Source organism: Enterobacter sp. 241F3, assembly GCF_034106785.1.
Classification (GTDB): Bacteria; Pseudomonadota; Gammaproteobacteria; order Enterobacterales; family Enterobacteriaceae; genus Enterobacter; species Enterobacter vonholyi.
The window spans coordinates 1060129-1078338 of the sequence record NZ_JAWNDD010000001.1 but is presented as its reverse complement, the minus strand read 5'-3'; the positions used below and the strand labels follow the sequence as shown (position 1 = coordinate 1078338).

The following is an 18210-nucleotide window of genomic DNA, read 5'->3' as shown; positions in this document are numbered from 1 at the left end:
AATTTCCGCGCTACTATCGCCCTAACCACGTTTTCAAAAATGAAAACATACACTCTAGCCCTTGCGCCTGTGTCGAAAGATATGGCGCTCTGGCCGTGGCGAATTTGCCACCAGGGTACAGAAAGAAATGACTGTGCCTCCCGATCTGGAAAGGTGTACATGGCTTCACAACTTACTGATGCTTTCGCGCGTAAGTTTTATTACTTACGTCTGTCGATTACCGATGTGTGCAACTTCCGTTGCACCTACTGCCTGCCCGACGGCTACAAACCGGGCAGAGTTACCAATAACGGCTTTCTCTCCGTGGATGAAGTGCGTCGCGTCACGCGCGCCTTCTCTGAGCTCGGCACCGAAAAAGTGCGCCTTACCGGCGGTGAACCCTCGCTGCGCCGCGATTTCCCCGACATCATTGCCGCCGTGCGTGAAAACGAACGTATCCGCCAGATTGCGGTGACCACCAACGGTTACCGTATGGCGCGTGACGTGGCCACCTGGCGCGATGCGGGCCTAACCGCCATTAACGTCAGCGTGGACAGTCTGGATGCCCGCCAGTTCCACGCCATTACCGGTCAGGATAAATTCCAGCAGGTCATGGACGGTATTGATGCGGCATTTGCGGCCGGCTTCGAAAAAGTCAAAGTCAACACGGTGCTGATGCGTGATGTGAACCATCACCAGCTCGATACCTTCCTGGCGTGGATCAAAACCCGCCCCATTCAGCTGCGTTTTATTGAGCTGATGGAAACCGGCGAGGGCAGCGAGCTGTTTCGCCGCCATCACATCTCCGGCATGGTTCTGCGCGACGCGCTGCTGAAACGCGGCTGGATCCACCAGATCCGCCAGCGCAGCGACGGTCCGGCGCAGGTCTTCTGCCATCCTGATTACGAAGGCGAAATTGGGCTTATCATGCCTTACGAGAAAGACTTCTGTGCCAGCTGCAACCGCCTGCGCGTCTCCTCCGTGGGCAAGCTCCATCTCTGCCTGTTCGGCGACGGCGGCGTGGACCTTCGCGATCTGCTGGAAGACGATGCTCAGCAGGACGCGCTTGAAGCACGCATTTCTGAAGCGCTGACGCATAAAAAACAGACCCACTTCCTGCATCAGGGCAATACCGGTATTACTCAGAACCTGTCCTACATCGGCGGGTAATCAGGCTTAAGAAGGAATCAGAAGATGAGTCAGGTAAGCGCAGAATTTATCCCGACACGCATTGCTATTCTTACCGTTTCCGACCGCCGTGGCGAAGAGGATGATACCTCCGGCCACTGGCTGCGCGATGCGGCCCATGACGCAGGACATAACATCGTTGATAAAGCGATCGTGAAGGAGAACCGCTACGCCATTCGCGCGCAGGTCTCTCAGTGGATCGCCAGCGATGAAGTTCAGGTGGTGCTGATCAATGGCGGCACCGGCTTTACCGCAGGCGATCAGGCCCCCGAAGCGCTAATCCCGCTGTTCGACCGCGAGGTGGAAGGCTTCGGCGAAGTGTTCCGCATGCTCTCCTTTGAAGAGATTGGTACCTCCACGCTTCAGTCGCGCGCCGTGGCGGGCGTGGCTAACAAAACCCTGATTTTCGCCATGCCGGGCTCGACCAAAGCCTGCCGCACCGCGTGGGAAAACATCATCGCCCCGCAGCTGGATGCCCGTACCCGTCCGTGTAATTTCCATCCCCATTTAAAGAAATAAGCTATGTCACAACTGACCCACATTAACGCCGCTGGCGAAGCGCATATGGTGGACGTCTCCGCCAAAGCGGAAACGGTGCGCGAGGCGCGCGCCGAAGCGTACGTCACCATGCTGCCGGAAACGCTGACGATGATTATCGACGGCAGCCATCACAAAGGTGATGTCTTTGCCACCGCGCGCATTGCGGGAATTCAGGCCGCCAAACGGACCTGGGATCTTATTCCGCTGTGCCATCCGCTGATGCTGAGCAAGGTGGAAGTGAACCTGCAGGCGCAGCCGGAGCACAATCGCGTGCGCATTGAGTCACTCTGCCGCTTAACCGGCAAAACCGGCGTGGAGATGGAGGCGCTGACGGCGGCCTCCGTTGCCGCGCTGACCATCTACGACATGTGCAAAGCGGTGCAGAAAGATATGGTGATTGGCCCGGTGCGTCTGCTGGCAAAAAGCGGCGGCAAATCCGGTGATTTTAAGGTGGACAGCCATGATTAAGGTGCTCTTTTTTGCGCAGGTGCGCGAGCTGGTGAATACCGACAGCCTGACGCTGGACGCGTCTTTTGATAACGTCGCTGCCCTGCGCGCGCATCTGGCGGCACAAAGCGACCGCTGGGCGCTGGCGCTCGACGAAGGCAAGCTGCTGGCCGCCGTTAACCAGACACTGGTGGAATTCACCCATCCGCTTAACGCAGGGGATGAAGTGGCCTTCTTCCCGCCGGTGACAGGGGGCTAAGATGGCTGAAACCCGAATTCTGGTGAGTCATGAGCGTTTTAACGTAGGGACCGAATACGGCTGGCTGGCGGAACGCGATGAAGACGGCGCGGTCGTGACCTTTACCGGCAAGGTGCGCAACCACAACCTCGGCGACAGCGTGAAGGCACTGACGCTGGAGCACTATCCGGGGATGACCGAGAAATCGCTGGCGGAGATTGTCGACGAGGCGCGAGGCCGCTGGCCGCTCGGGCGAGTCACGGTTATTCACCGCATCGGCGAGATGTGGCCCGGCGAGGAGATTGTCTTCGTCGGCGTTACCAGCGCCCACCGAGGCAGCGCGTTTGCGGCAGGGGAGTTCATTATGGATTTTCTCAAAACCAAAGCTCCATTCTGGAAGCGCGAAGCCACGCCGGAAGGGGATCGCTGGGTAGAATCTCGCGACAGCGATAAGCAGGCCGCCAGCCGTTGGTAGTTGGTTTACGTGGATGTGTTACTCTTAACGAGTGTGTCTACTTAATCTTAATCAGGAGTGAATCATGGACCGATTTCCGCGTTCCGATTCAATAGTACAGCAGACCCGTAGCGGCCTGCAGACGTATATGGCTCAGGTGTATGGCTGGATGACTGTTGGCCTGCTGCTTACCGCGTTTATCGCGTGGTATGCAGCGAACACGCCGGAACTGATGATGTTTATCTTCTCCAGCAAAATCACCTTCTTTGGGCTGATTATCGCGCAGCTGGCGCTGGTGTTTGTGCTTTCTGGTCTGGTGCACAAGCTGAGTGCCGGCATGGCAACGACCCTGTTTATGCTCTATTCGGCGCTAACGGGCCTGACGCTTTCCAGCATTTTCATCGTTTACACCTATTCATCCATCGCCAGCACCTTCGTGGTGACCGGCGGGATGTTTGGTGCGATGAGCCTGTACGGTTACACCACGAAGCGCGATCTGAGCGGCTTCGGCAGCATGCTGTTTATGGGGCTGATCGGGATTGTGCTGGCGTCGCTGGTGAACCTGTGGCTGAAGAGCGACGCGCTGATGTGGGCTGTGACCTATATCGGGGTGGTGCTCTTCGTGGGGTTAACGGCCTATGACACCCAGAAGCTGAAAAACATCGGTGAGCAGATCGACGTGCGCGACAGTTCCAACCTGCGCAAATACTCGATTCTGGGCGCACTGACGCTCTATCTGGACTTCATCAACCTGTTCCTGATGCTGCTGCGAATTCTTGGCAACCGTCGTTAAGATTGCTTTGCCGGGTGGCGGTGCTGTCTGGTGCCCTCACCCTGACCCTCTCCCACGGGAGAGGGAACAAACACTAAAAACGGCAACAAGGTTGCCGTTTTGCTTTTATTTCGCCAGCGCCTTCTCGTTCTTCGCCCGTAACTTCTTCGCCCGGCTCTCCAGCACCAGATAGCAGACCGTTGCCAGCGCCAGCGGCAGGAAGTAATACAGCATCCGGTACGCCAGCAGGGCCGCGATAATCGTGCCCTGAGAGACATGCTCCCCGGCCAGCAGGGCAATAAACACCGCTTCCAGCACGCCGATCCCCGCCGGAATATGCACAATCACCCCGGCAATGCTGCTCACCAGCAGCACGCCCAGCACGAAGAAGTAGTTCACGTCCTCGCCGATTAGCAGCCAGATAATGGCCCCCATCGCCATCCAGTTGGCGCTGGAGACCGCCATCTGCAGCACCGCAAACTTCCACGAGGGCAGCACCAGCTTTTGCCCCTTGATGGTCATATGGCGGCGTTTAGCAAACGCGCAGGCCCACAGATAAACGGCGATAATCAGCAGGAGTACGATGCCCAGAATGCGCAGCGTGGCCTCATCGATATACCAGTGCGCGGGTAGCTGCACCACGCCGATGGTGAAGATCACCCCGCCGAGCAGAATATAGCCCAGCCAGTTGGTGGTGATGCTTAACGAGAAAATGCGCGTGATGGTCCCGCCCGGCAGGCCGAGCCGCGAGTAGAGGCGATAGCGCATGCCAATCCCCCCGACCCAGGTGCTCAGCGTCAGGTTAAAGGCGTAGCAGATAAACGACACCAGCATCACCTGACGTTTGGCCAGCTTGTGGCCGCAGTAGGCGCGACCCAGCAGGTCATAGCAGCCGTACATCAGGTAGCTTACGATAACCAGCCCCGTCGCGCCCAGCAGCACCATCCGGTTATAGTTGCGGATAACCTTCCACACCTCTTCCCAGTCAACTTTCTGCGCGTAGACCACCAGCAGAACCGCGACCGCAATAAAAAACAGCCATGTCAGGATCTTTTTTGCCAGCCGCCAGCGTGGATGCGATTTCGACATCAGGGTTTGCCTCCATCTTCCGCTTCTATGCGGTCCTGGGTTTCCATTTCGGGTTGTACCGGCGGGTCCACCTGCGCCAGCTTCGGCGTATGCGCCGGCAGCCAGCCGACCATCGCCGGGAAATGCCGCAGAAAGTGGAACACCACCACGCTGATGCCCAGGTTCCACCAGGTGCGTTTGGGGACCATGGACTCATCCACACGCACGCAGTCATTGACGATCAACGCCTGCAGGTTATCCCGCAGGGTCTGATTAAACTGACGATCGTGAATGATCAGGTTAGCTTCAAGGTTAAGCGATAAGCTCAGCGGATCGAGGTTACTGGAGCCCACGGTGGCCCAGTGATCGTCCATCAGCGCGACTTTGCCGTGCAGCGGCCGACGGCGGTATTCGTAGATCTGTACGCCGCCCTTCACCAGATAGTTATAAAGCAGCCGCGCCCCGACTTTGACGATCGGCATATCCGGTTCGCCCTGCACAATCAGCTTCACGCGTACCCCGCGCCGGGCCGCATTGCGCATGGCGTGCAGCAGACGATAGCCGGGGAAAAAGTAGGCGTTAGCAATAATCACTTCGCGCTTCGCGTTGGCGAGCATCTTGAGATAATGACGTTCGATATCGTCCCGGTGCTCGCCGTTATCACGCCAGACGAAAAGGGCCTGCGCTTCGCCGGGCTTCCGGTTCTCTTCCGGGCGATGGCGGCGTCGCCACCAGCGGCGAACGGCCTCTTTCCCCGGCAGGTTCTCCAGCTCAAACAGCAAAATGTCCTGCACTACCGGGCCTTCAATGCGAATGGCGTAATCCTGCTTCGCTTCCGGGCCGTAGTCGGACATATGCTCCGCGGAGTAGTTAATGCCGCCAACAAACGCCACCGTCTCATCCACCACCACAATTTTGCGGTGCATCCGGCGGAAAAGGTTGGTCCGCATGCCAAAGAGGCGAGGGCCGGGATCGTAGTAGCGGAACACCACCCCCGCGGTGGTCAGTTCGTTGACGAACGCATCGCTGAGGTCCGGCGAGCCATAGCCATCCAGCAGCACTTCAATTTTGACGCCGCGCTGGGCGGCGCGCAGCAGCACGCTGTGCAGCTGCTTGCCGACGTTGTCTTCGAACCAGATAAAGGTTTCGAGGATCACCTTCTGCTGAGCGTTATCAATCGCCTTAAACACGGCCGGGTAATACTCGTCCCCGTTGACCAGCAGCGTGATCCGGTTGCCTTCCTGCCAGGAACATTTCATAGGTGGATCTCCGCGCTGAGCGGCGCATGGTCGGAAAGATGCCGCCAGTTAAGGAGCGCCAGGGCGGTTGGGCTGCTGGCGTGGGCATTTTTCACATAGATGCGGTCAAGCCGCAGCAGCGGGAAACGGACCGGGAACGTGCGCGCAGGTCTGCCGTTGGCTCGCGTAAAAATCTCCTCCAGTCCGGCCTCCACCTTCAGCGGATGGTTTGCCCGCTGTCGCCAGTCGTTGAAGTCGCCCGCGACCACCACCGGTTCACCTTCGGGAAGCGCATTGGTCCATTCGGCCAGCATTTTCAGCTGCGCCTGACGATGGGCTTCGCGCAGGCCCAGGTGAACGCAGCCGACATGGATGGGCAGCTCAAGGTCGGGAGGCGTAATGCGGCAGTAGAGCAGGCCGCGTTTTTCGCTCTCCCCGACGGAAACGTCGCGGTTTTCATAATGTTCAATGGGATAACGCGACAGCACCGCGTTGCCGTGATGCCCTTCCGGATAGACCGCGTTGCGGCCGTAGGCGTAATCACTCCACATGGTGTCGGCCAGAAACTCATAGTGCGGCGTGTCGGGCCAGTTCTCAAAGTGAAGCGGATGCACTTCATGTGCGCCCATCACCTCCTGCAGGCAGACAATATCCGCGCTGACGGTGCGCACCGCGTCGCGCAGCTCCGGTAAAATGAAGCGGCGATTAAATGCTGTGAAGCCCTTATGAATGTTTATCGTCAGCACCTTAAGCGAGAAATGCTGCATTTTTTTCGTCATAAGCTCCTTCCTGAGTGACTATCCCAATGAAAATAAAGTGTAGTCGGCGTCACAAAAAGATGCGGCGTTACGGAATTTTCCGTAAAGTGCGGTAGTCTGATTAAGCAGAGAAAAATCCTTCAGGAGAGAAGCCATGAAGTGGCAACAACGTGTTCGTGTCGCAACTGGCCTGAGTTGCTGGCAGATAATGTTGCATTTACTGGTCGTGGCCGTACTGGTGATGGGCTGGATGAGCGGCACGCTGGTGCGCGTTGGCCTGGGACTATGCGTCCTTTACGGCGTCACCGTGCTGTCGATGCTGTTCTTACAGCGACACCATGAAGCGCGCTGGCGCGAGGTGGGTGACGTGCTCGAAGAGCTCACCACCACCTGGTACTTTGGTGCGGCGATGATTGTTCTGTGGCTGCTGTCACGCGTGCTGCAAAACAACCTGCTGCTGGCCCTGGCGGGTCTGGCAATCCTCGCAGGGCCCGCGGTGGTCTCGTTGCTGACCAAAGAGAAAAAGCTACGCAATGTTGCGTCTAAACATCGCGTACGCCACTGAGCCCGTCGTGGCCGCTATGACCAGTAGCGGCCACAAACTTCCCCAGACGATATCCAGACTCGCATCCTTCAGATAGATTTGCTTGGTGATGTCCGTAAAGTGTCGAATCGGATTTACCCACGTCAGATCCTGTAGCCATACCGGCATGTTCTCGACGGGAGAAACATAGCCCGAGAGCAAAATCGCGGGCATCATAAAGACGAATACCCCGATAAACGCCTGCTGCTGCGTCGAGCAGAGCGCCGAGATCAGCAGCCCAAACCCCACCAGCGACAGCCCGTAAATCACCATCGTGAAGTAAAACAGCGCCAGCGAACCTGCGAACGGGATCTGATAGGCCCAAATACCGACTCCCAGCACGATGGTGGCCTGGAACGTCGCGACGATCAGCGCCGGCACCGCTTTGCCGACGAAAATTTGCCAGGTGGCGAGCGGGGAGACCAGCAGCTGATCCAGCGTGCCCTGTTCACGCTCGCGGGCGACGGAGAGAGAGGTCACAATCATCACCCCGATGGTGGTGATCATGGCGATTAGCGACGGCACCACGAACCACTTGTAGTCCAGATTCGGGTTATACCAGTTGCGCACCACCAGCTCGCTGTTGTTGGGCTTCGGTTTGCCGTCCATCAGCTCCTGCTGGTAATCCTTCACCACCTGCTGCAGATAGTTGGCGGCTATCTGGGCGCTGTTGGAGTTACGCCCGTCGAGGATCAGCTGCATCGGCGCGGTCTGGAAGGTATCCAGATTACGGGAAAAATCCGCCGGGAACCGCACCAGCAGCAGCGCTTTTTGCGTGTCGATCGTGGGCTGGATCTCCTGCGGGCTTTTCAGCAGCAGGATGTGGGTAAAGGCTTTCGCACGCGCAAAGCGCTGCGTTAGCTCGACGGAGTGTTTGCCGTTGTCTTCGTTGTAAATGGCAATGGTGGCGTTGGTCACCTCCAGCGTGGCGGCAAACGGGAACAGTAATACCTGGATCAGCACCGGCAAGACCAGAATGGCGCGGGTTTGCGGCTCGCGCAGCAGGGATTGCAGCTCTTTGCGTATTAACGTCCATAAACGGTGAAACATGCGCACTCCTTAATCTAACCGCCGTTTGGTTTTCATCCACGTCAAACCGATAAACATCACCGCCGACGCCATTAAAAACAGCGTGTTGATAATCAGCACTACCGGAATATTCCCCGCCAGGAACAGGCTTTGCAGCGTGCTCACGAAGTAGCGCGCCGGGATAATGTAGGTCACGGCGCGGATGACGGCAGGCATACTGTCTATCTGGAAGATAAACCCTGAGAGCATTATTGACGGCAGGAAAGCGGCGTTCAGCGCCACCTGCGCGGCGTTAAACTGGTTGCGGGTGATAGTGGAGATGAGTAGCCCCATGCCAAGCGTGCTGAGTAAAAACAGGCTGGTGATAAAGAACAGCACGACCAGCGAGCCGCGATACGGCACGCCGAGGATAAAGACTGACACCAGCATACAGAGCAGCATTGCCAGCATGCCGAGGAAGTAGTAGGGAATGAGCTTGCACAGCAGCAGCTCGACGCGCGTCACTTCGGTTGAAAGCAGCGCCTCCATGGTGCCGCGCTCCCACTCGCGGGCGATCACCAGCGAGGTTAGGATCGCGCCAATCACCGTCATGATAATCGTCACCGCGCCCGGAATAATAAAGTGCTGGCTGATGGCGGCGGGGTTAAACCAGTAGCGGGTCTGTACGTCGATCAGCGGTTTAAATTCTTCACCCCGATCTTCCGCCCGCTGCATTTGCCACAGCTGCCAGATCCCCTCCGCGTAGCCCTGCACGAAGTTCGCGGTGTTTGGCTCGCTGCCGTCGGTAATCACCTGGATCGGCGCATCGGTATTTGCCCGCGCCATGTTGGCGGCAAAATCCACCGGAATGACGATCAGACCGCGAATCTTCCCGGCCTGCATCTTCTGGATCAGTTCCTGACGATTGTCGCTGATGGTGGCGTCAATGTAGGGCGAACCGGTCATGGCGTGGGTAAAGTCCAGCGCCTCTTTGCTCTGCTGCTCCAGCAAAATCCCGACCCGCAGCTTGCTGGAATCCAGGTTAATGCCGTAGCCAAAGATAAACAGCAGCAGCAGGGGGATCACTACCGCAATCAGCCAGCTGCTGGGGTCACGCACGATCTGCCGCGTCTCTTTAACGCACAGCGCGCGCACCCGGCGCCAGGAAATGGCCTTACTGCGCATGGGCATTCTCCTTATCCCAGTCGTGGATGAGGGTGATAAACGCCTGCTCCATGGTCGGGTCCGGTACCGCATCGTCGGCGGCCTGGTTTTTCAGGTCGTCCGGCGTGCCGTGGGCAATCAGCTTGCCGCGATACACCAGCCCGATGCGGTCGCAGTACTCCGCCTCGTCCATGAAGTGGGTGGTCACCATCACGGTCACGCCTTTTTCCACCATGCTGTTGATATGCAGCCAAAACTCGCGGCGGGTAATGGGATCAACGCCAGACGTGGGCTCATCCAGAAACAGAATATCCGGCTCGTGCATCAGCGAGCAGGCCAGCGCCAGCCGCTGTTTAAAGCCGAGCGGCAGCTCGTCGGTGGCGTGTGAAGCAATGTTCGTTAACCCGAAGGCATCGCTCATGCGGCGGATTTTGTCGTTCTGCGCCCGCCCGCGTAGGCCATACACGCCGGAGAAAAAGCGCAGATTCTGCTCGACCGTCAGGTTGCCATACAGGGAAAACTTCTGCGCCATGTAGCCCAGGTGCTGGCGCGCCTTGCCGGAGCTGACCTTCAGGTCCATATCCAGCACCAGCGCCTTGCCGGACGTCGGCACCAGCAGGCCACACATCATCTTAAAGGTGGTCGATTTTCCCGCGCCGTTAGGCCCGAGCAGGCCAAAAATCTCACCGCGCTTCACGGCAAAATTCACGTTGTCGGTGGCGGCGAAATCCCCGAACTTTTTGGTGAGGGATTTGGCTTCGATCACCGTTTCGCCCGGCGTGCCTTCCACCGTGTGCAGAATCGCCCCAAGCGGCGATTCTGACGTGCCCGCGCCGCCCAGCAGGTCGATAAACGCGTCCTCAAAGCGCGGCGCGGTCTCTTCCATCTCAATTGTCGGCATGCCGGGCGCATGGCGAATATCGTCGACTGTGACCTCTTTTTTGAGGATCACCCGTACCGAGCGGCCCTGAATCATCCCGTCGCTGACCTGCGGCAGTTTGAGCACCCGCTGCAGCAGCCTGCGGTTGGACTCCTGCGGGCTGTGCAGCAGGAAGCTGCGCCCGGCCATGCTCTGCGTCAGCGTCGTCGGCTCGCCCTGATAAAGCAGTTCGCCTTCGTTCATCAGCAGCACGTCACGGCACTGCTCCGCTTCGTCGAGGTAGGAGGTGCTCCAGAGGATCAGCATCCCGTCGCCCGCCAGCTCGTGCACCATCTGCCACAGTTCTCGTCGCGAAATCGGGTCCACGCCGACGCCGGGCTCGTCCAGCAGCAGCACCTTTGGCTCGCCAACCAGCGTGCAGGCAAGCCCCAGCTTCTGCTTCATCCCACCGGAGAGCTTGCCCGCCAGCCGGTCGGTGAACGGGCCGAGGGAGGTAAACTCCAGCAGGCGGGCGAAGGTTTTCTCCCGGGTTTCGCCGGTGACGCTGCGCAGGTCGGCGTACAGGTTCAGGTTTTCCATCACCGTCAGATCTTCATACAGGCCAAACTTCTGCGGCATATAGCCGAGCATGGCGTGGAGCGCGCCGTCATCTTTTATCGGATCCAGGCCCAGCACGCTGGCCGAGCCTTCATCCGGCTTCAGCAGTCCGGCCAGCATCCGCATCAGCGTGGTTTTCCCCGCGCCGTCCGGGCCGACCAGCCCGGTCACATAGCCCTTCTGGATAGTGCAGTTCAGCGGCGCGACAGCCGGTTTGTCCATTCCCGCGAAGCGTTTAACCAGATTGTTGAGCTGAATAACCGCGTCATTCATGTCGTTCCCCGTTGTCTACTTTTACGGTGACGGGCATGCCCTGGCGCAGCGCGTCGTCCGCATCGGTCACGATGATGCGCAGGCGATACACCAGGTCGGTACGCAGGTCCGGTGTTTCAACGGTTTTCGGCGTGAATTCGGCGGTAGGGGAGACAAAGCCCACTTTGCCGTGATACGGCTTGTCCGGGCGACCGTCGGTATAGAGCAGCAGCTCGCGGCCCGGCTGCATCTGGCCGAGATTCGGTTCATCAATGTAGGCGCGCACCCAGACCGGGCGGGTCAGGGAGAGCGTTAAGACGGTGCTGCCCGCGCTGAGCATGCTGCCGGGCTCCACGGCGCGGGTCATCAGCGTACCGTCAGACGGTGCGATTAAGGTGGTGTCGTGCAGATCGAGCTCTGCCTGCGCCAGCTGCGCTTGCGCCTGTTCAAGGCTGGCTTTCGCCTGGGCGATATCCTGCGGGCGGTTACCGGTGTGGTACTGGCTTAACTTATCCTGCGCGGATTTTAGCGTTGCCTGCGCCTGGTCGCGGGACGAACGCGCATTTTCCAGATCGTTGGCGGAAATGGTGCGGCTTTTCCACAGCCCCTGCTGGCGCGCGTAGAAGTTCTGCGCGTAGTCATAGGCGGCCTGCGCCTGCTTAACGGCGGCGGCGGCCTGGGCAATCTCTTCGTCGCGATAGCCGGCCAGCATCAGGTCATACTGTGCCTGGGCGACGGACACGCCTGCTTTGGCTTGAAGCAGCGCATTCTCATAGGGCGCTTTGTCCAGCATCCCCAGCGTCTGCCCGCTTTTAATGGCATCGCCTTCGTCCACGCTCAGCGAGGCGAGACGACCGCCTACGCGGAAGCTCATGTTCACCGTGCGAATATCCACGTTACCGTACAGCGTCAGGCCTTTATCCTGATGGCCTTGATACCACAGCCATCCACCGACGCCTGCGGCAAGCAAAACAACGATCACCAGAATGATGGCGACAGGTTTTTTCATGACTTCGGGCTCCTTTGCGTTAAGCCTTGCAGGATCAGATCGAGATGACAGGCGATCACCTCGCCTATCTGCGCGGCTTTATCCTCATCAAATTGTGTCCAGCCGGTACGTAACAGGATGGTTTCCCTGCCCAGACGGAAGGCAAGGATTTCACCCAGCAGGGCGTGGGTATGCAAAATTGTCTCGGTATCACTGGCGTCCCGCCCGGTATAGGCGGCGATCAGCCGGGTCAGGTGGGTATGCATCGGAGCAATGACCCGATCGTGTACCCGCTGGTAGGCGGCAGTGGGGGAGAGCTGCTCGCGGGAGATAAACTTGCTCAGGTTGAGCGTATCGTCGTGCGTCAGCAGGCGGATCATGTTGTTACAGGCAGTGAGGATCAGCTGGCGGATGGCCTCGCGATCGGGCGACGGCTGGCCGAGCAGCGCGGTGGCCTCCTCGACGTGTGGGTGAAACTGCGTGCCGATAAAATCGGCGATCCACTCGGCGCAGGCGAGATATAAATCCTCTTTTGAGCCAAAATAGTAGGTAATCGCCGCAATGTTCTGCCCGGCCAGCGCGGCGATATCGCGCGTGGTTGCATGCAGGCCGTACTCACCAAACTGCGCCAGCGCGGCGGCGATAAGCTGGTTTTTGGCCTGTTCACCTTTGGTTGTTGTGGGTGTCGTATTCATGGCGGCATTAAGAATTAATCAATCGATTGATTAAGATTATGCCTGATTCCCGCTAACGTCGAGGGAATGCGGAGGGATATTTTATGCGCCACGTCACAAAAGCTGCTACACTCCGCTCCTTCGCGACATTGTGGTTTTTGTCCTCTCAATTGTTATATCTCCCTGAAAACTACACCTGTGATGGTCGGGGCGGTTCGGAGTTTTTATGTCTTTTGATTCCCTTGGCCTGAACCCGGAAATTCTGCGCGCGATCGCAGAGCAGGGCTACGTTGAGCCAACCCCAATCCAGCAGCAGGCGATCCCCGCCGTTCTTCAGGGACGTGACCTGATGGCCAGCGCCCAGACCGGCACCGGTAAAACCGCGGGCTTTACCCTGCCGCTGTTAGAGCTGCTGGTAAAAAATCAGCCGCACGCCAAAGGCCGTCGTCCGGTTCGTGCCCTGATCCTCACCCCAACCCGCGAGCTGGCCGCGCAGATTGGCGAGAACGTGCGTGACTATAGCCGCTATCTCAACATTCGCTCGCTGGTGGTTTTCGGTGGCGTCAGCATCAACCCGCAGATGATGAAGCTGCGCGGCGGCGTGGACGTGCTCATAGCAACGCCGGGCCGTCTGCTTGACCTCGAACACCAGAACGCGGTGAAGCTCGATAGCATTGAAATTCTGGTGCTGGACGAAGCCGACCGCATGCTCGACATGGGCTTCATCCATGATATTCGTCGCGTGCTGGCCAAGCTGCCCGCGCGTCGTCAGAACCTGCTCTTCTCTGCGACCTTCTCCGACGAGATCAAGGCGCTGGCGGAAAAGCTGCTGCATAACCCGCTGGAAGTGGAAGTGGCGCGCCGCAACACCGCCTCCGAGCAGGTGACGCAGCACGTTCACTTTGTGGATAAAAAGCGCAAGCGGGAACTGCTCTCCCAGATGATAGGCCAGGGTAACTGGCAGCAGGTGCTGGTCTTTACCCGCACCAAGCACGGTGCCAACCACCTGGCTGAACAGCTGAACAAAGACGGCATCCGCAGTGCGGCGATCCACGGTAACAAGAGCCAGGGCGCGCGGACCCGTGCGCTGGCGGACTTCAAGTCCGGCGACATCCGCGTGCTGGTGGCCACCGACATCGCTGCCCGTGGCCTCGACATTGAAGAGCTGCCGCACGTGGTGAACTACGAGCTGCCAAACGTGCCGGAAGATTACGTGCACCGTATCGGCCGTACCGGCCGTGCGGCGGCCACCGGTGAAGCGCTCTCTCTGGTTTGCGTGGACGAGCACAAGCTGCTGCGCGACATCGAGCGCCTCCTGAAGAAAGAGATCCCGCGCATCGAAACCCCGGGCTATGAAGTGGACCCGTCAATCAAAGCCGAGCCGATTCAGAACGGTCGTCAGGGCGGTCGCGGTCAGGGCGGCGGCGGTCGCGGTCAGGGCGGCGGCGGTCGCGGCCAGCAGCCGCGTCGTGCCGAAGGTGGCGCGCCGAAGTCATCCGGCAAACCGCCGCGTCGTAGCAACGACGGCAAACCGGCCGGCGAAAACCCGTGGCGCAGCGGCGAAGGCAAGCCGGCAGGGGAAGGGCAGCGTCGACGCCGCCCGCGTAAACCTGCTAACCCGCAGTAATATGGAAGCCCGGTCGTAAAGCCGGGCTTTTCTTTTTGCGGCAGAGAAGAGAAAGTGCCACAATAGTGGCTGTTTATACAGTGTTTCAGGTTTTCCGATGGCTTTAACCGCTGCGCTGAAAGCGCAAATTGGCGCATGGTATAAGGCGCTACAACAGCAGATCCCCGACTTTATCCCCCGAGCGCCGCAGCGGCAGATGATTGCCGACGTGGCAAAAACGCTCGCCGGGGACGACGGGCGACATCTGGCGATTGAAGCCCCGACTGGCGTCGGGAAAACCCTGTCGTATCTCATTCCCGGCATCGCGATTGCGCGGGAAGAGGATAAAACGCTGGTGGTCAGCACCGCCAACGTGGCCTTGCAGGACCAGATCTTTAGTAAAGATTTACCGCTGCTGCGCAAAATCATCCCCGATCTGCGGTTTACGGCCGCCTTCGGCCGCGGGCGCTACGTTTGCCCGCGTAACCTGGCAGGGCTTGCCAGCAGCGAGGCGTCGCAACAGGATTTGTTGGCGTTCCTCGACGACGATCTCACGCCAAACAACAAAGCCGAGCAGGAGCTCTGCGCAACGCTGAAAGGCGATCTTGATGGCTATAAGTGGGACGGCCTGCGCGATCACACCGATAAAGCCATCAGCGACGATCTGTGGCGCAGGCTCAGCACCGACAAAGCCAGCTGTCTGAACCGCAACTGTCACTACTACCGCGAATGCCCGTTCTTCGTCGCGCGGCGCGAAATTCAGGAAGCCGAAGTGGTGGTGGCTAACCACGCCCTGGTGATGGCGGCGCTGGAGAGCGAAGCGGTGCTGCCGGAGCCGAAAAACCTGCTGCTGGTGCTCGACGAAGGACACCATCTGCCCGACGTGGCGCGCGACGCGCTGGAGATGAGCGCGGAAATTACCGCGCCCTGGTTCCGCCTGCAGCTGGATCTCTTCTGCAAGCTTGTCGCCACCTGCATGGAGCAGTTCCGCCCGAAAACCACGCCGCCGCTGGCGGTACCGGAGCGTCTGAGCGACCACTGTGAAGAGGTTTACAGCCTTATCTCGTCGCTGAACAACATCCTGAATCTTTATCTTCCGGCAACCCAGGAGGCCGAACACCGTTTTGCCATGGGCGAACTGCCGGACGAGGTGATGGAGATCTGCCAGCAGCTGGCGAAGCATCTGGAAAAGCTGCGCGGGCTGGCGGAGATGTTCTTAAACGATCTGAGCGAGAAAACCGGCTCGCATGACGTGGTGCGTCTGCACCGCATCCTGCTGCAGATGAACCGTGCGCTGGGGATGTTCGAAGCGCAGAGCAAGCTCTGGCGGCTGGCCTCGATGGCGCAGGCGTCGGGCGCGCCGGTCACCAAATGGGCCACCCGTGAAGTGCGAGACGGCCAGGTGCATCTCTTTTTCCACTGCGTGGGCATCCGCGTGGCCGATCAGCTGGAAAAGCTCATCTGGCGCAGCGTACCGCACGTGGTGGTCACCTCCGCCACGCTGCGCTCCCTGAACAGTTTTTCTCGTTTGCAGGAAATGAGCGGGCTTAAAGAGAAAGCGGGCGATCGTTTTGTCGCGCTGGACTCGCCGTTTAACCACTGCGAGCAGGGGAAGCTGGTGATCCCGCGCATGAATTACGAGCCGCTCATCGACAACGAAGAGCAGCACATTGCGGAAATGGCGGCCTACTTCCGTGAACAGGTTGAGAGCAGGAAATACCCCGGCATGCTGGTGCTGTTTGCCAGCGGACGCGCGATGCAGCGCTTCCTCGAACACGTCACCGATCTGCGTTTATTGCTGCTGGTGCAGGGCGATCAGCCGCGCTACCGGCTGGTGGAAACGCACCGCAAACGCATTGATAACGGCGAGCGCAGCGTGCTGGTGGGATTACAGTCCTTCGCGGAAGGTCTGGATTTGAAGGGCGATTACCTGACGCAGGTGCATATACATAAAATCGCCTTCCCGCCTATCGATAGCCCGGTGGTGATCACCGAAGGGGAGTGGCTGAAAAGCCTCAATCGCTATCCGTTTGAGGTGCAAAGCTTACCTGCGGCGTCGTTTAACCTCATTCAGCAGGTCGGGCGTCTGATCCGTAGCCACGGCTGCTGGGGGGAGGTGGTGATTTATGATAAACGCCTGCTCACCAAAAATTACGGCCAACGGCTACTGAACGCGCTGCCGATCTTCCCGATCGAACAGCCAGAGGTGCCCGAGGTAAAAAAACGCCCGGCAAAACCAGCCGCCGGGCGCAAGAAAAGCATCCGTGCTAAGGGGCGCGGTCCTACTGGTAAATGAAGGTCACCTGCACCACGCTGCTGAACGTTCCTGCCGTGACCGGCAATGAGGTGGCGTAATAGCGGGCGGCCAGCGGGAAATCCGCCGTGTGATTGTTCTGGTTGATCAGCACGCTGAAGCTGGCGTCCGGGGCAAGCGAGATCTGGTCCTGCGGGTCGGCAAGCTCCAGCGCCAGTCCTTTCGCGGTTCCGGTGCTGGCGAATTTAGTCGGATGAAGGCTGTCTGGCTGACCGTGAAAGGTGGCCGTGGCCAGCACGGAAGTGGTTGGGCATTTCGACAGGGTTAAGTCGAATGATTTCCATTGTCCGGTATCGCCCACATCCTTAAAATCGCCGGTATTCGCTTTGCCCAGATTGACCGTCAGGTTCTGGCTGGCGCTGTCCACCTGGCAGGCGTTGGCATAAATGTTTCCGCGAACATCGAGTTGAATTTCTTCCGCCAGGCTCTGGCTGGCCACTCCAAGCAGTAAAAGGGTTAATAACGTTTTCATTTGTAGGCTACCGTAATGGTTGCGACGGCATTCGCCGTTCCGGGCGTCACCTCCGAACTGGTTTGTTCGTAAGAGACGCTGAAGGGATATTGCGACTGGATATTGGCATAGGCGGTAAAGGTATTCATATATTGCCCGAAAACAGGTATCTGGCCGTTAAAGAGCATTTTCACCCCCACGCCGGTGGCGACGCCGCTTTCCGGCGTTAATTTGATCACGCCGGGAAAATTCGTTTCATAGCCATTGGCGCTGGTGATCATCATTTCCGGCTGTACATCCCGATCGCAGAGCATGCCGATATTGAATACCGACTGGGAGACCAGTGTTCCCGGACCGGTAAAACGGCTCACCGGAAAATCACCCAGCGTGACGGTCAGGGATTTAGGTGACACCGAACAGGTCACTGCTTTTACCTGAACATTGCCTGAGTAAGAGAGGGTATTAGGGTCACCCAGGGCCTCAACTCGTCCCACTGCAAGGTTGAATTGCGTATTGCTCATTGTCAGTGCGCCCGAAGCCACGGTTTCGCTGGTTTTTACCAGTTCCAGCATCACGTCAAAGCTAAAGGGGATGGTAGAGTCACTGTTTATCGTACCGGAGACCTGACCTACGGGCATATTCGCCGAACAAATCTGGTCCGCTGCGCCGGTCACGCGCTGTCCTTTATCATTTCTTAGCGAGATGCCGATACCAGCAACGCCTGTTTCATAGACGCCAGGGAGCCCGGGGATCTCTTTGCCGAAGCCGTTGTAGCACGCGATGATTGGCTGACCCGCATCCGGCGCGTAGTAACAGTTTCCCGATATGTGCACGGTGCGTTCAGTTCCCGGAATGGTCGAACCTACGGGCAGGCTGGTGGAGACCGAAATCGACGTTAATGATAGTAGCGCGGGCAGGCTCGGCGATTGGCAAGAAGCTTTCGCATGCGGCATAAAGAGTGCCGCCGTCGCCAGAACTAAAAGTAAGAAAAATGATCTTGCTATCTGCATC

The 18210-nt window shown here is 58.6% G+C and carries 19 protein-coding genes and 1 riboswitch; of the genes, 9 read left to right on the top strand and 10 right to left on the bottom strand.

All coding sequences use genetic code 11. The features are described from left to right. The first annotated feature begins 38 nt into the window (after positions 1-38). Positions 39-172, top strand: a riboswitch (molybdenum cofactor riboswitch). The 6 genes from moaA (at position 160) to UR504_RS05060 (ending at position 3639) form a co-directional block, all read left to right on the top strand. Then, a complete protein-coding gene (gene moaA, locus UR504_RS05085) occupies positions 160-1149 on the top strand; it encodes a GTP 3',8-cyclase MoaA (RefSeq protein WP_302234566.1) in 990 nt (329 codons plus the stop codon). Its footprint overlaps the riboswitch before it by 13 nt. A gap of 24 nt (positions 1150-1173) precedes the next feature. Next, positions 1174-1686 (top strand): molybdenum cofactor biosynthesis protein B, encoded by a 513-nt coding sequence (moaB, locus tag UR504_RS05080; RefSeq protein WP_302234568.1) that lies wholly within the window; start codon positions 1174-1176, stop codon positions 1684-1686. Positions 1687-1689: 3 nt separating this feature from the next. Beyond that, positions 1690-2175, top strand: a complete 486-nt coding sequence (gene moaC, locus UR504_RS05075) for a cyclic pyranopterin monophosphate synthase MoaC (RefSeq protein ID WP_223581690.1) — start codon at positions 1690-1692, stop codon at positions 2173-2175. Then, positions 2168-2413: a molybdopterin synthase sulfur carrier subunit gene (gene moaD / locus UR504_RS05070; RefSeq protein ID WP_111963820.1), complete on the top strand. Its 246-nt coding sequence runs from the start codon at positions 2168-2170 to the stop codon at positions 2411-2413. The genes moaC and moaD overlap by 8 nt, the downstream gene beginning before the upstream one ends. A gap of 1 nt (position 2414) precedes the next feature. Next, complete coding sequence (gene moaE / locus UR504_RS05065; RefSeq protein ID WP_111963821.1) at positions 2415-2867, top strand: molybdopterin synthase catalytic subunit MoaE; 453 nt, start codon at positions 2415-2417, stop codon at positions 2865-2867. A gap of 64 nt (positions 2868-2931) precedes the next feature. Beyond that, a complete protein-coding gene (locus tag UR504_RS05060) occupies positions 2932-3639 on the top strand; it encodes a Bax inhibitor-1 family protein (protein ID WP_008501145.1) in 708 nt (235 codons plus the stop codon). A 105-nt stretch (positions 3640-3744) separates the two neighbouring features. Here the strand turns inward: UR504_RS05060 and UR504_RS05055 are convergent, their stop codons facing one another. Genes UR504_RS05055 through UR504_RS05045 form a run of 3 tightly spaced genes read right to left on the bottom strand, consistent with a single transcriptional unit; the run spans position 3745 to position 6703 of the window. Next, complete coding sequence (locus UR504_RS05055; RefSeq protein ID WP_111963822.1) at positions 3745-4707, bottom strand: lysylphosphatidylglycerol synthase transmembrane domain-containing protein; 963 nt, start codon at positions 4705-4707, stop codon at positions 3745-3747. Next, positions 4707-5945: a cardiolipin synthase ClsB gene (gene clsB, locus UR504_RS05050; protein ID WP_111963823.1), complete on the bottom strand. Its 1239-nt coding sequence runs from the start codon at positions 5943-5945 to the stop codon at positions 4707-4709. The genes UR504_RS05055 and clsB overlap by 1 nt, the downstream gene beginning before the upstream one ends. Beyond that, positions 5942-6703, bottom strand: coding sequence for an endonuclease/exonuclease/phosphatase family protein (locus UR504_RS05045; protein ID WP_111963824.1), 762 nt, complete (start codon positions 6701-6703; stop codon positions 5942-5944). The genes clsB and UR504_RS05045 overlap by 4 nt, the downstream gene beginning before the upstream one ends. Before the next feature lie 133 nt (positions 6704-6836). Here UR504_RS05045 and UR504_RS05040 point away from each other — a divergent pair, with 133 nt between their 5' ends. After that, a complete protein-coding gene (locus UR504_RS05040) occupies positions 6837-7247 on the top strand; it encodes a YbhQ family protein (RefSeq protein WP_014883088.1) in 411 nt (136 codons plus the stop codon). Here UR504_RS05040 and UR504_RS05035 read toward each other — a convergent pair. The 5 genes from UR504_RS05035 to cecR are packed head-to-tail and all read right to left on the bottom strand — an operon-like array spanning position 7209 to position 12849. Next, on the bottom strand, positions 7209-8315 hold the full coding sequence (locus UR504_RS05035) for an ABC transporter permease (RefSeq protein WP_039261395.1): 1107 nt from the start codon (positions 8313-8315) through the stop codon (positions 7209-7211). The two genes, UR504_RS05040 and UR504_RS05035, sit on opposite strands and share 39 nt — an antisense overlap. 9 nt (positions 8316-8324) lie before the next feature. Beyond that, positions 8325-9458 (bottom strand): ABC transporter permease, encoded by a 1134-nt coding sequence (locus UR504_RS05030; RefSeq protein WP_149366200.1) that lies wholly within the window; start codon positions 9456-9458, stop codon positions 8325-8327. Further along, entirely contained in the window at positions 9448-11187 is a 1740-nt protein-coding gene (locus UR504_RS05025; protein WP_302234578.1) for an ATP-binding cassette domain-containing protein, read from the bottom strand. The genes UR504_RS05030 and UR504_RS05025 overlap by 11 nt, the downstream gene beginning before the upstream one ends. Next, a complete protein-coding gene (gene hlyD, locus UR504_RS05020) occupies positions 11180-12175 on the bottom strand; it encodes a secretion protein HlyD (RefSeq protein WP_302234581.1) in 996 nt (331 codons plus the stop codon). The genes UR504_RS05025 and hlyD overlap by 8 nt, the downstream gene beginning before the upstream one ends. Beyond that, on the bottom strand, positions 12172-12849 hold the full coding sequence (cecR, locus tag UR504_RS05015; protein ID WP_274242358.1) for a transcriptional regulator CecR: 678 nt from the start codon (positions 12847-12849) through the stop codon (positions 12172-12174). The genes hlyD and cecR overlap by 4 nt, the downstream gene beginning before the upstream one ends. Before the next feature lie 205 nt (positions 12850-13054). Here cecR and rhlE point away from each other — a divergent pair, with 205 nt between their 5' ends. Both rhlE and dinG read left to right on the top strand, forming a co-directional pair. After that, positions 13055-14455, top strand: a complete 1401-nt coding sequence (gene rhlE, locus UR504_RS05010; RefSeq protein ID WP_302234584.1) for an ATP-dependent RNA helicase RhlE — start codon at positions 13055-13057, stop codon at positions 14453-14455. A 97-nt stretch (positions 14456-14552) separates the two neighbouring features. Further along, complete coding sequence (dinG, locus tag UR504_RS05005) at positions 14553-16730, top strand: ATP-dependent DNA helicase DinG (protein WP_302234586.1); 2178 nt, start codon at positions 14553-14555, stop codon at positions 16728-16730. Here dinG and UR504_RS05000 read toward each other — a convergent pair. Both UR504_RS05000 and UR504_RS04995 read right to left on the bottom strand, forming a co-directional pair. Continuing rightward, the gene (locus UR504_RS05000; protein ID WP_133294035.1) at positions 16717-17220 is read right to left on the bottom strand and encodes a fimbrial protein; all 504 of its coding nucleotides are present in this window, start codon (positions 17218-17220) and stop codon (positions 16717-16719) included. The genes dinG and UR504_RS05000 overlap by 14 nt on opposite strands. Beyond that, positions 17217-18209, bottom strand: a complete 993-nt coding sequence (locus UR504_RS04995) for a fimbrial protein (RefSeq protein ID WP_302235031.1) — start codon at positions 18207-18209, stop codon at positions 17217-17219. Before UR504_RS04995 ends, UR504_RS05000 begins: the two co-directional genes overlap by 4 nt. Position 18210: the final 1 nt, after the last annotated feature.

Bases quoted from the DNA above. Each gene is read 5' to 3' on its own strand.
- moaD (WP_111963820.1), top strand. From the start codon at position 2,168: ATGATTAAGGTGCTCTTTTTTGCGCAGGTGCGCGAGCTGGTGAATACC.
- moaA (WP_302234566.1), top strand. From the start codon at position 160: ATGGCTTCACAACTTACTGATGCTTTCGCGCGTAAGTTTTATTACTTA.
- UR504_RS04995 (WP_302235031.1), bottom strand. From the start codon at position 18,209: ATGCAGATAGCAAGATCATTTTTCTTACTTTTAGTTCTGGCGACGGCG.
- moaC (WP_223581690.1), top strand. From the start codon at position 1,690: ATGTCACAACTGACCCACATTAACGCCGCTGGCGAAGCGCATATGGTG.
- hlyD (WP_302234581.1), bottom strand. From the start codon at position 12,175: ATGAAAAAACCTGTCGCCATCATTCTGGTGATCGTTGTTTTGCTTGCC.
- rhlE (WP_302234584.1), top strand. From the start codon at position 13,055: ATGTCTTTTGATTCCCTTGGCCTGAACCCGGAAATTCTGCGCGCGATC.
- UR504_RS05025 (WP_302234578.1), bottom strand. From the start codon at position 11,187: ATGAATGACGCGGTTATTCAGCTCAACAATCTGGTTAAACGCTTCGCG.
- UR504_RS05060 (WP_008501145.1), top strand. From the start codon at position 2,932: ATGGACCGATTTCCGCGTTCCGATTCAATAGTACAGCAGACCCGTAGC.
- dinG (WP_302234586.1), top strand. From the start codon at position 14,553: ATGGCTTTAACCGCTGCGCTGAAAGCGCAAATTGGCGCATGGTATAAG.
- UR504_RS05035 (WP_039261395.1), bottom strand. From the start codon at position 8,315: ATGTTTCACCGTTTATGGACGTTAATACGCAAAGAGCTGCAATCCCTG.
- moaE (WP_111963821.1), top strand. From the start codon at position 2,415: ATGGCTGAAACCCGAATTCTGGTGAGTCATGAGCGTTTTAACGTAGGG.
- UR504_RS05040 (WP_014883088.1), top strand. From the start codon at position 6,837: ATGAAGTGGCAACAACGTGTTCGTGTCGCAACTGGCCTGAGTTGCTGG.
- moaB (WP_302234568.1), top strand. From the start codon at position 1,174: ATGAGTCAGGTAAGCGCAGAATTTATCCCGACACGCATTGCTATTCTT.
- UR504_RS05000 (WP_133294035.1), bottom strand. From the start codon at position 17,220: ATGAAAACGTTATTAACCCTTTTACTGCTTGGAGTGGCCAGCCAGAGC.
- UR504_RS05045 (WP_111963824.1), bottom strand. From the start codon at position 6,703: ATGACGAAAAAAATGCAGCATTTCTCGCTTAAGGTGCTGACGATAAAC.
- UR504_RS05030 (WP_149366200.1), bottom strand. From the start codon at position 9,458: ATGCGCAGTAAGGCCATTTCCTGGCGCCGGGTGCGCGCGCTGTGCGTT.
- cecR (WP_274242358.1), bottom strand. From the start codon at position 12,849: ATGAATACGACACCCACAACAACCAAAGGTGAACAGGCCAAAAACCAG.
- clsB (WP_111963823.1), bottom strand. From the start codon at position 5,945: ATGAAATGTTCCTGGCAGGAAGGCAACCGGATCACGCTGCTGGTCAAC.
- UR504_RS05055 (WP_111963822.1), bottom strand. From the start codon at position 4,707: ATGTCGAAATCGCATCCACGCTGGCGGCTGGCAAAAAAGATCCTGACA.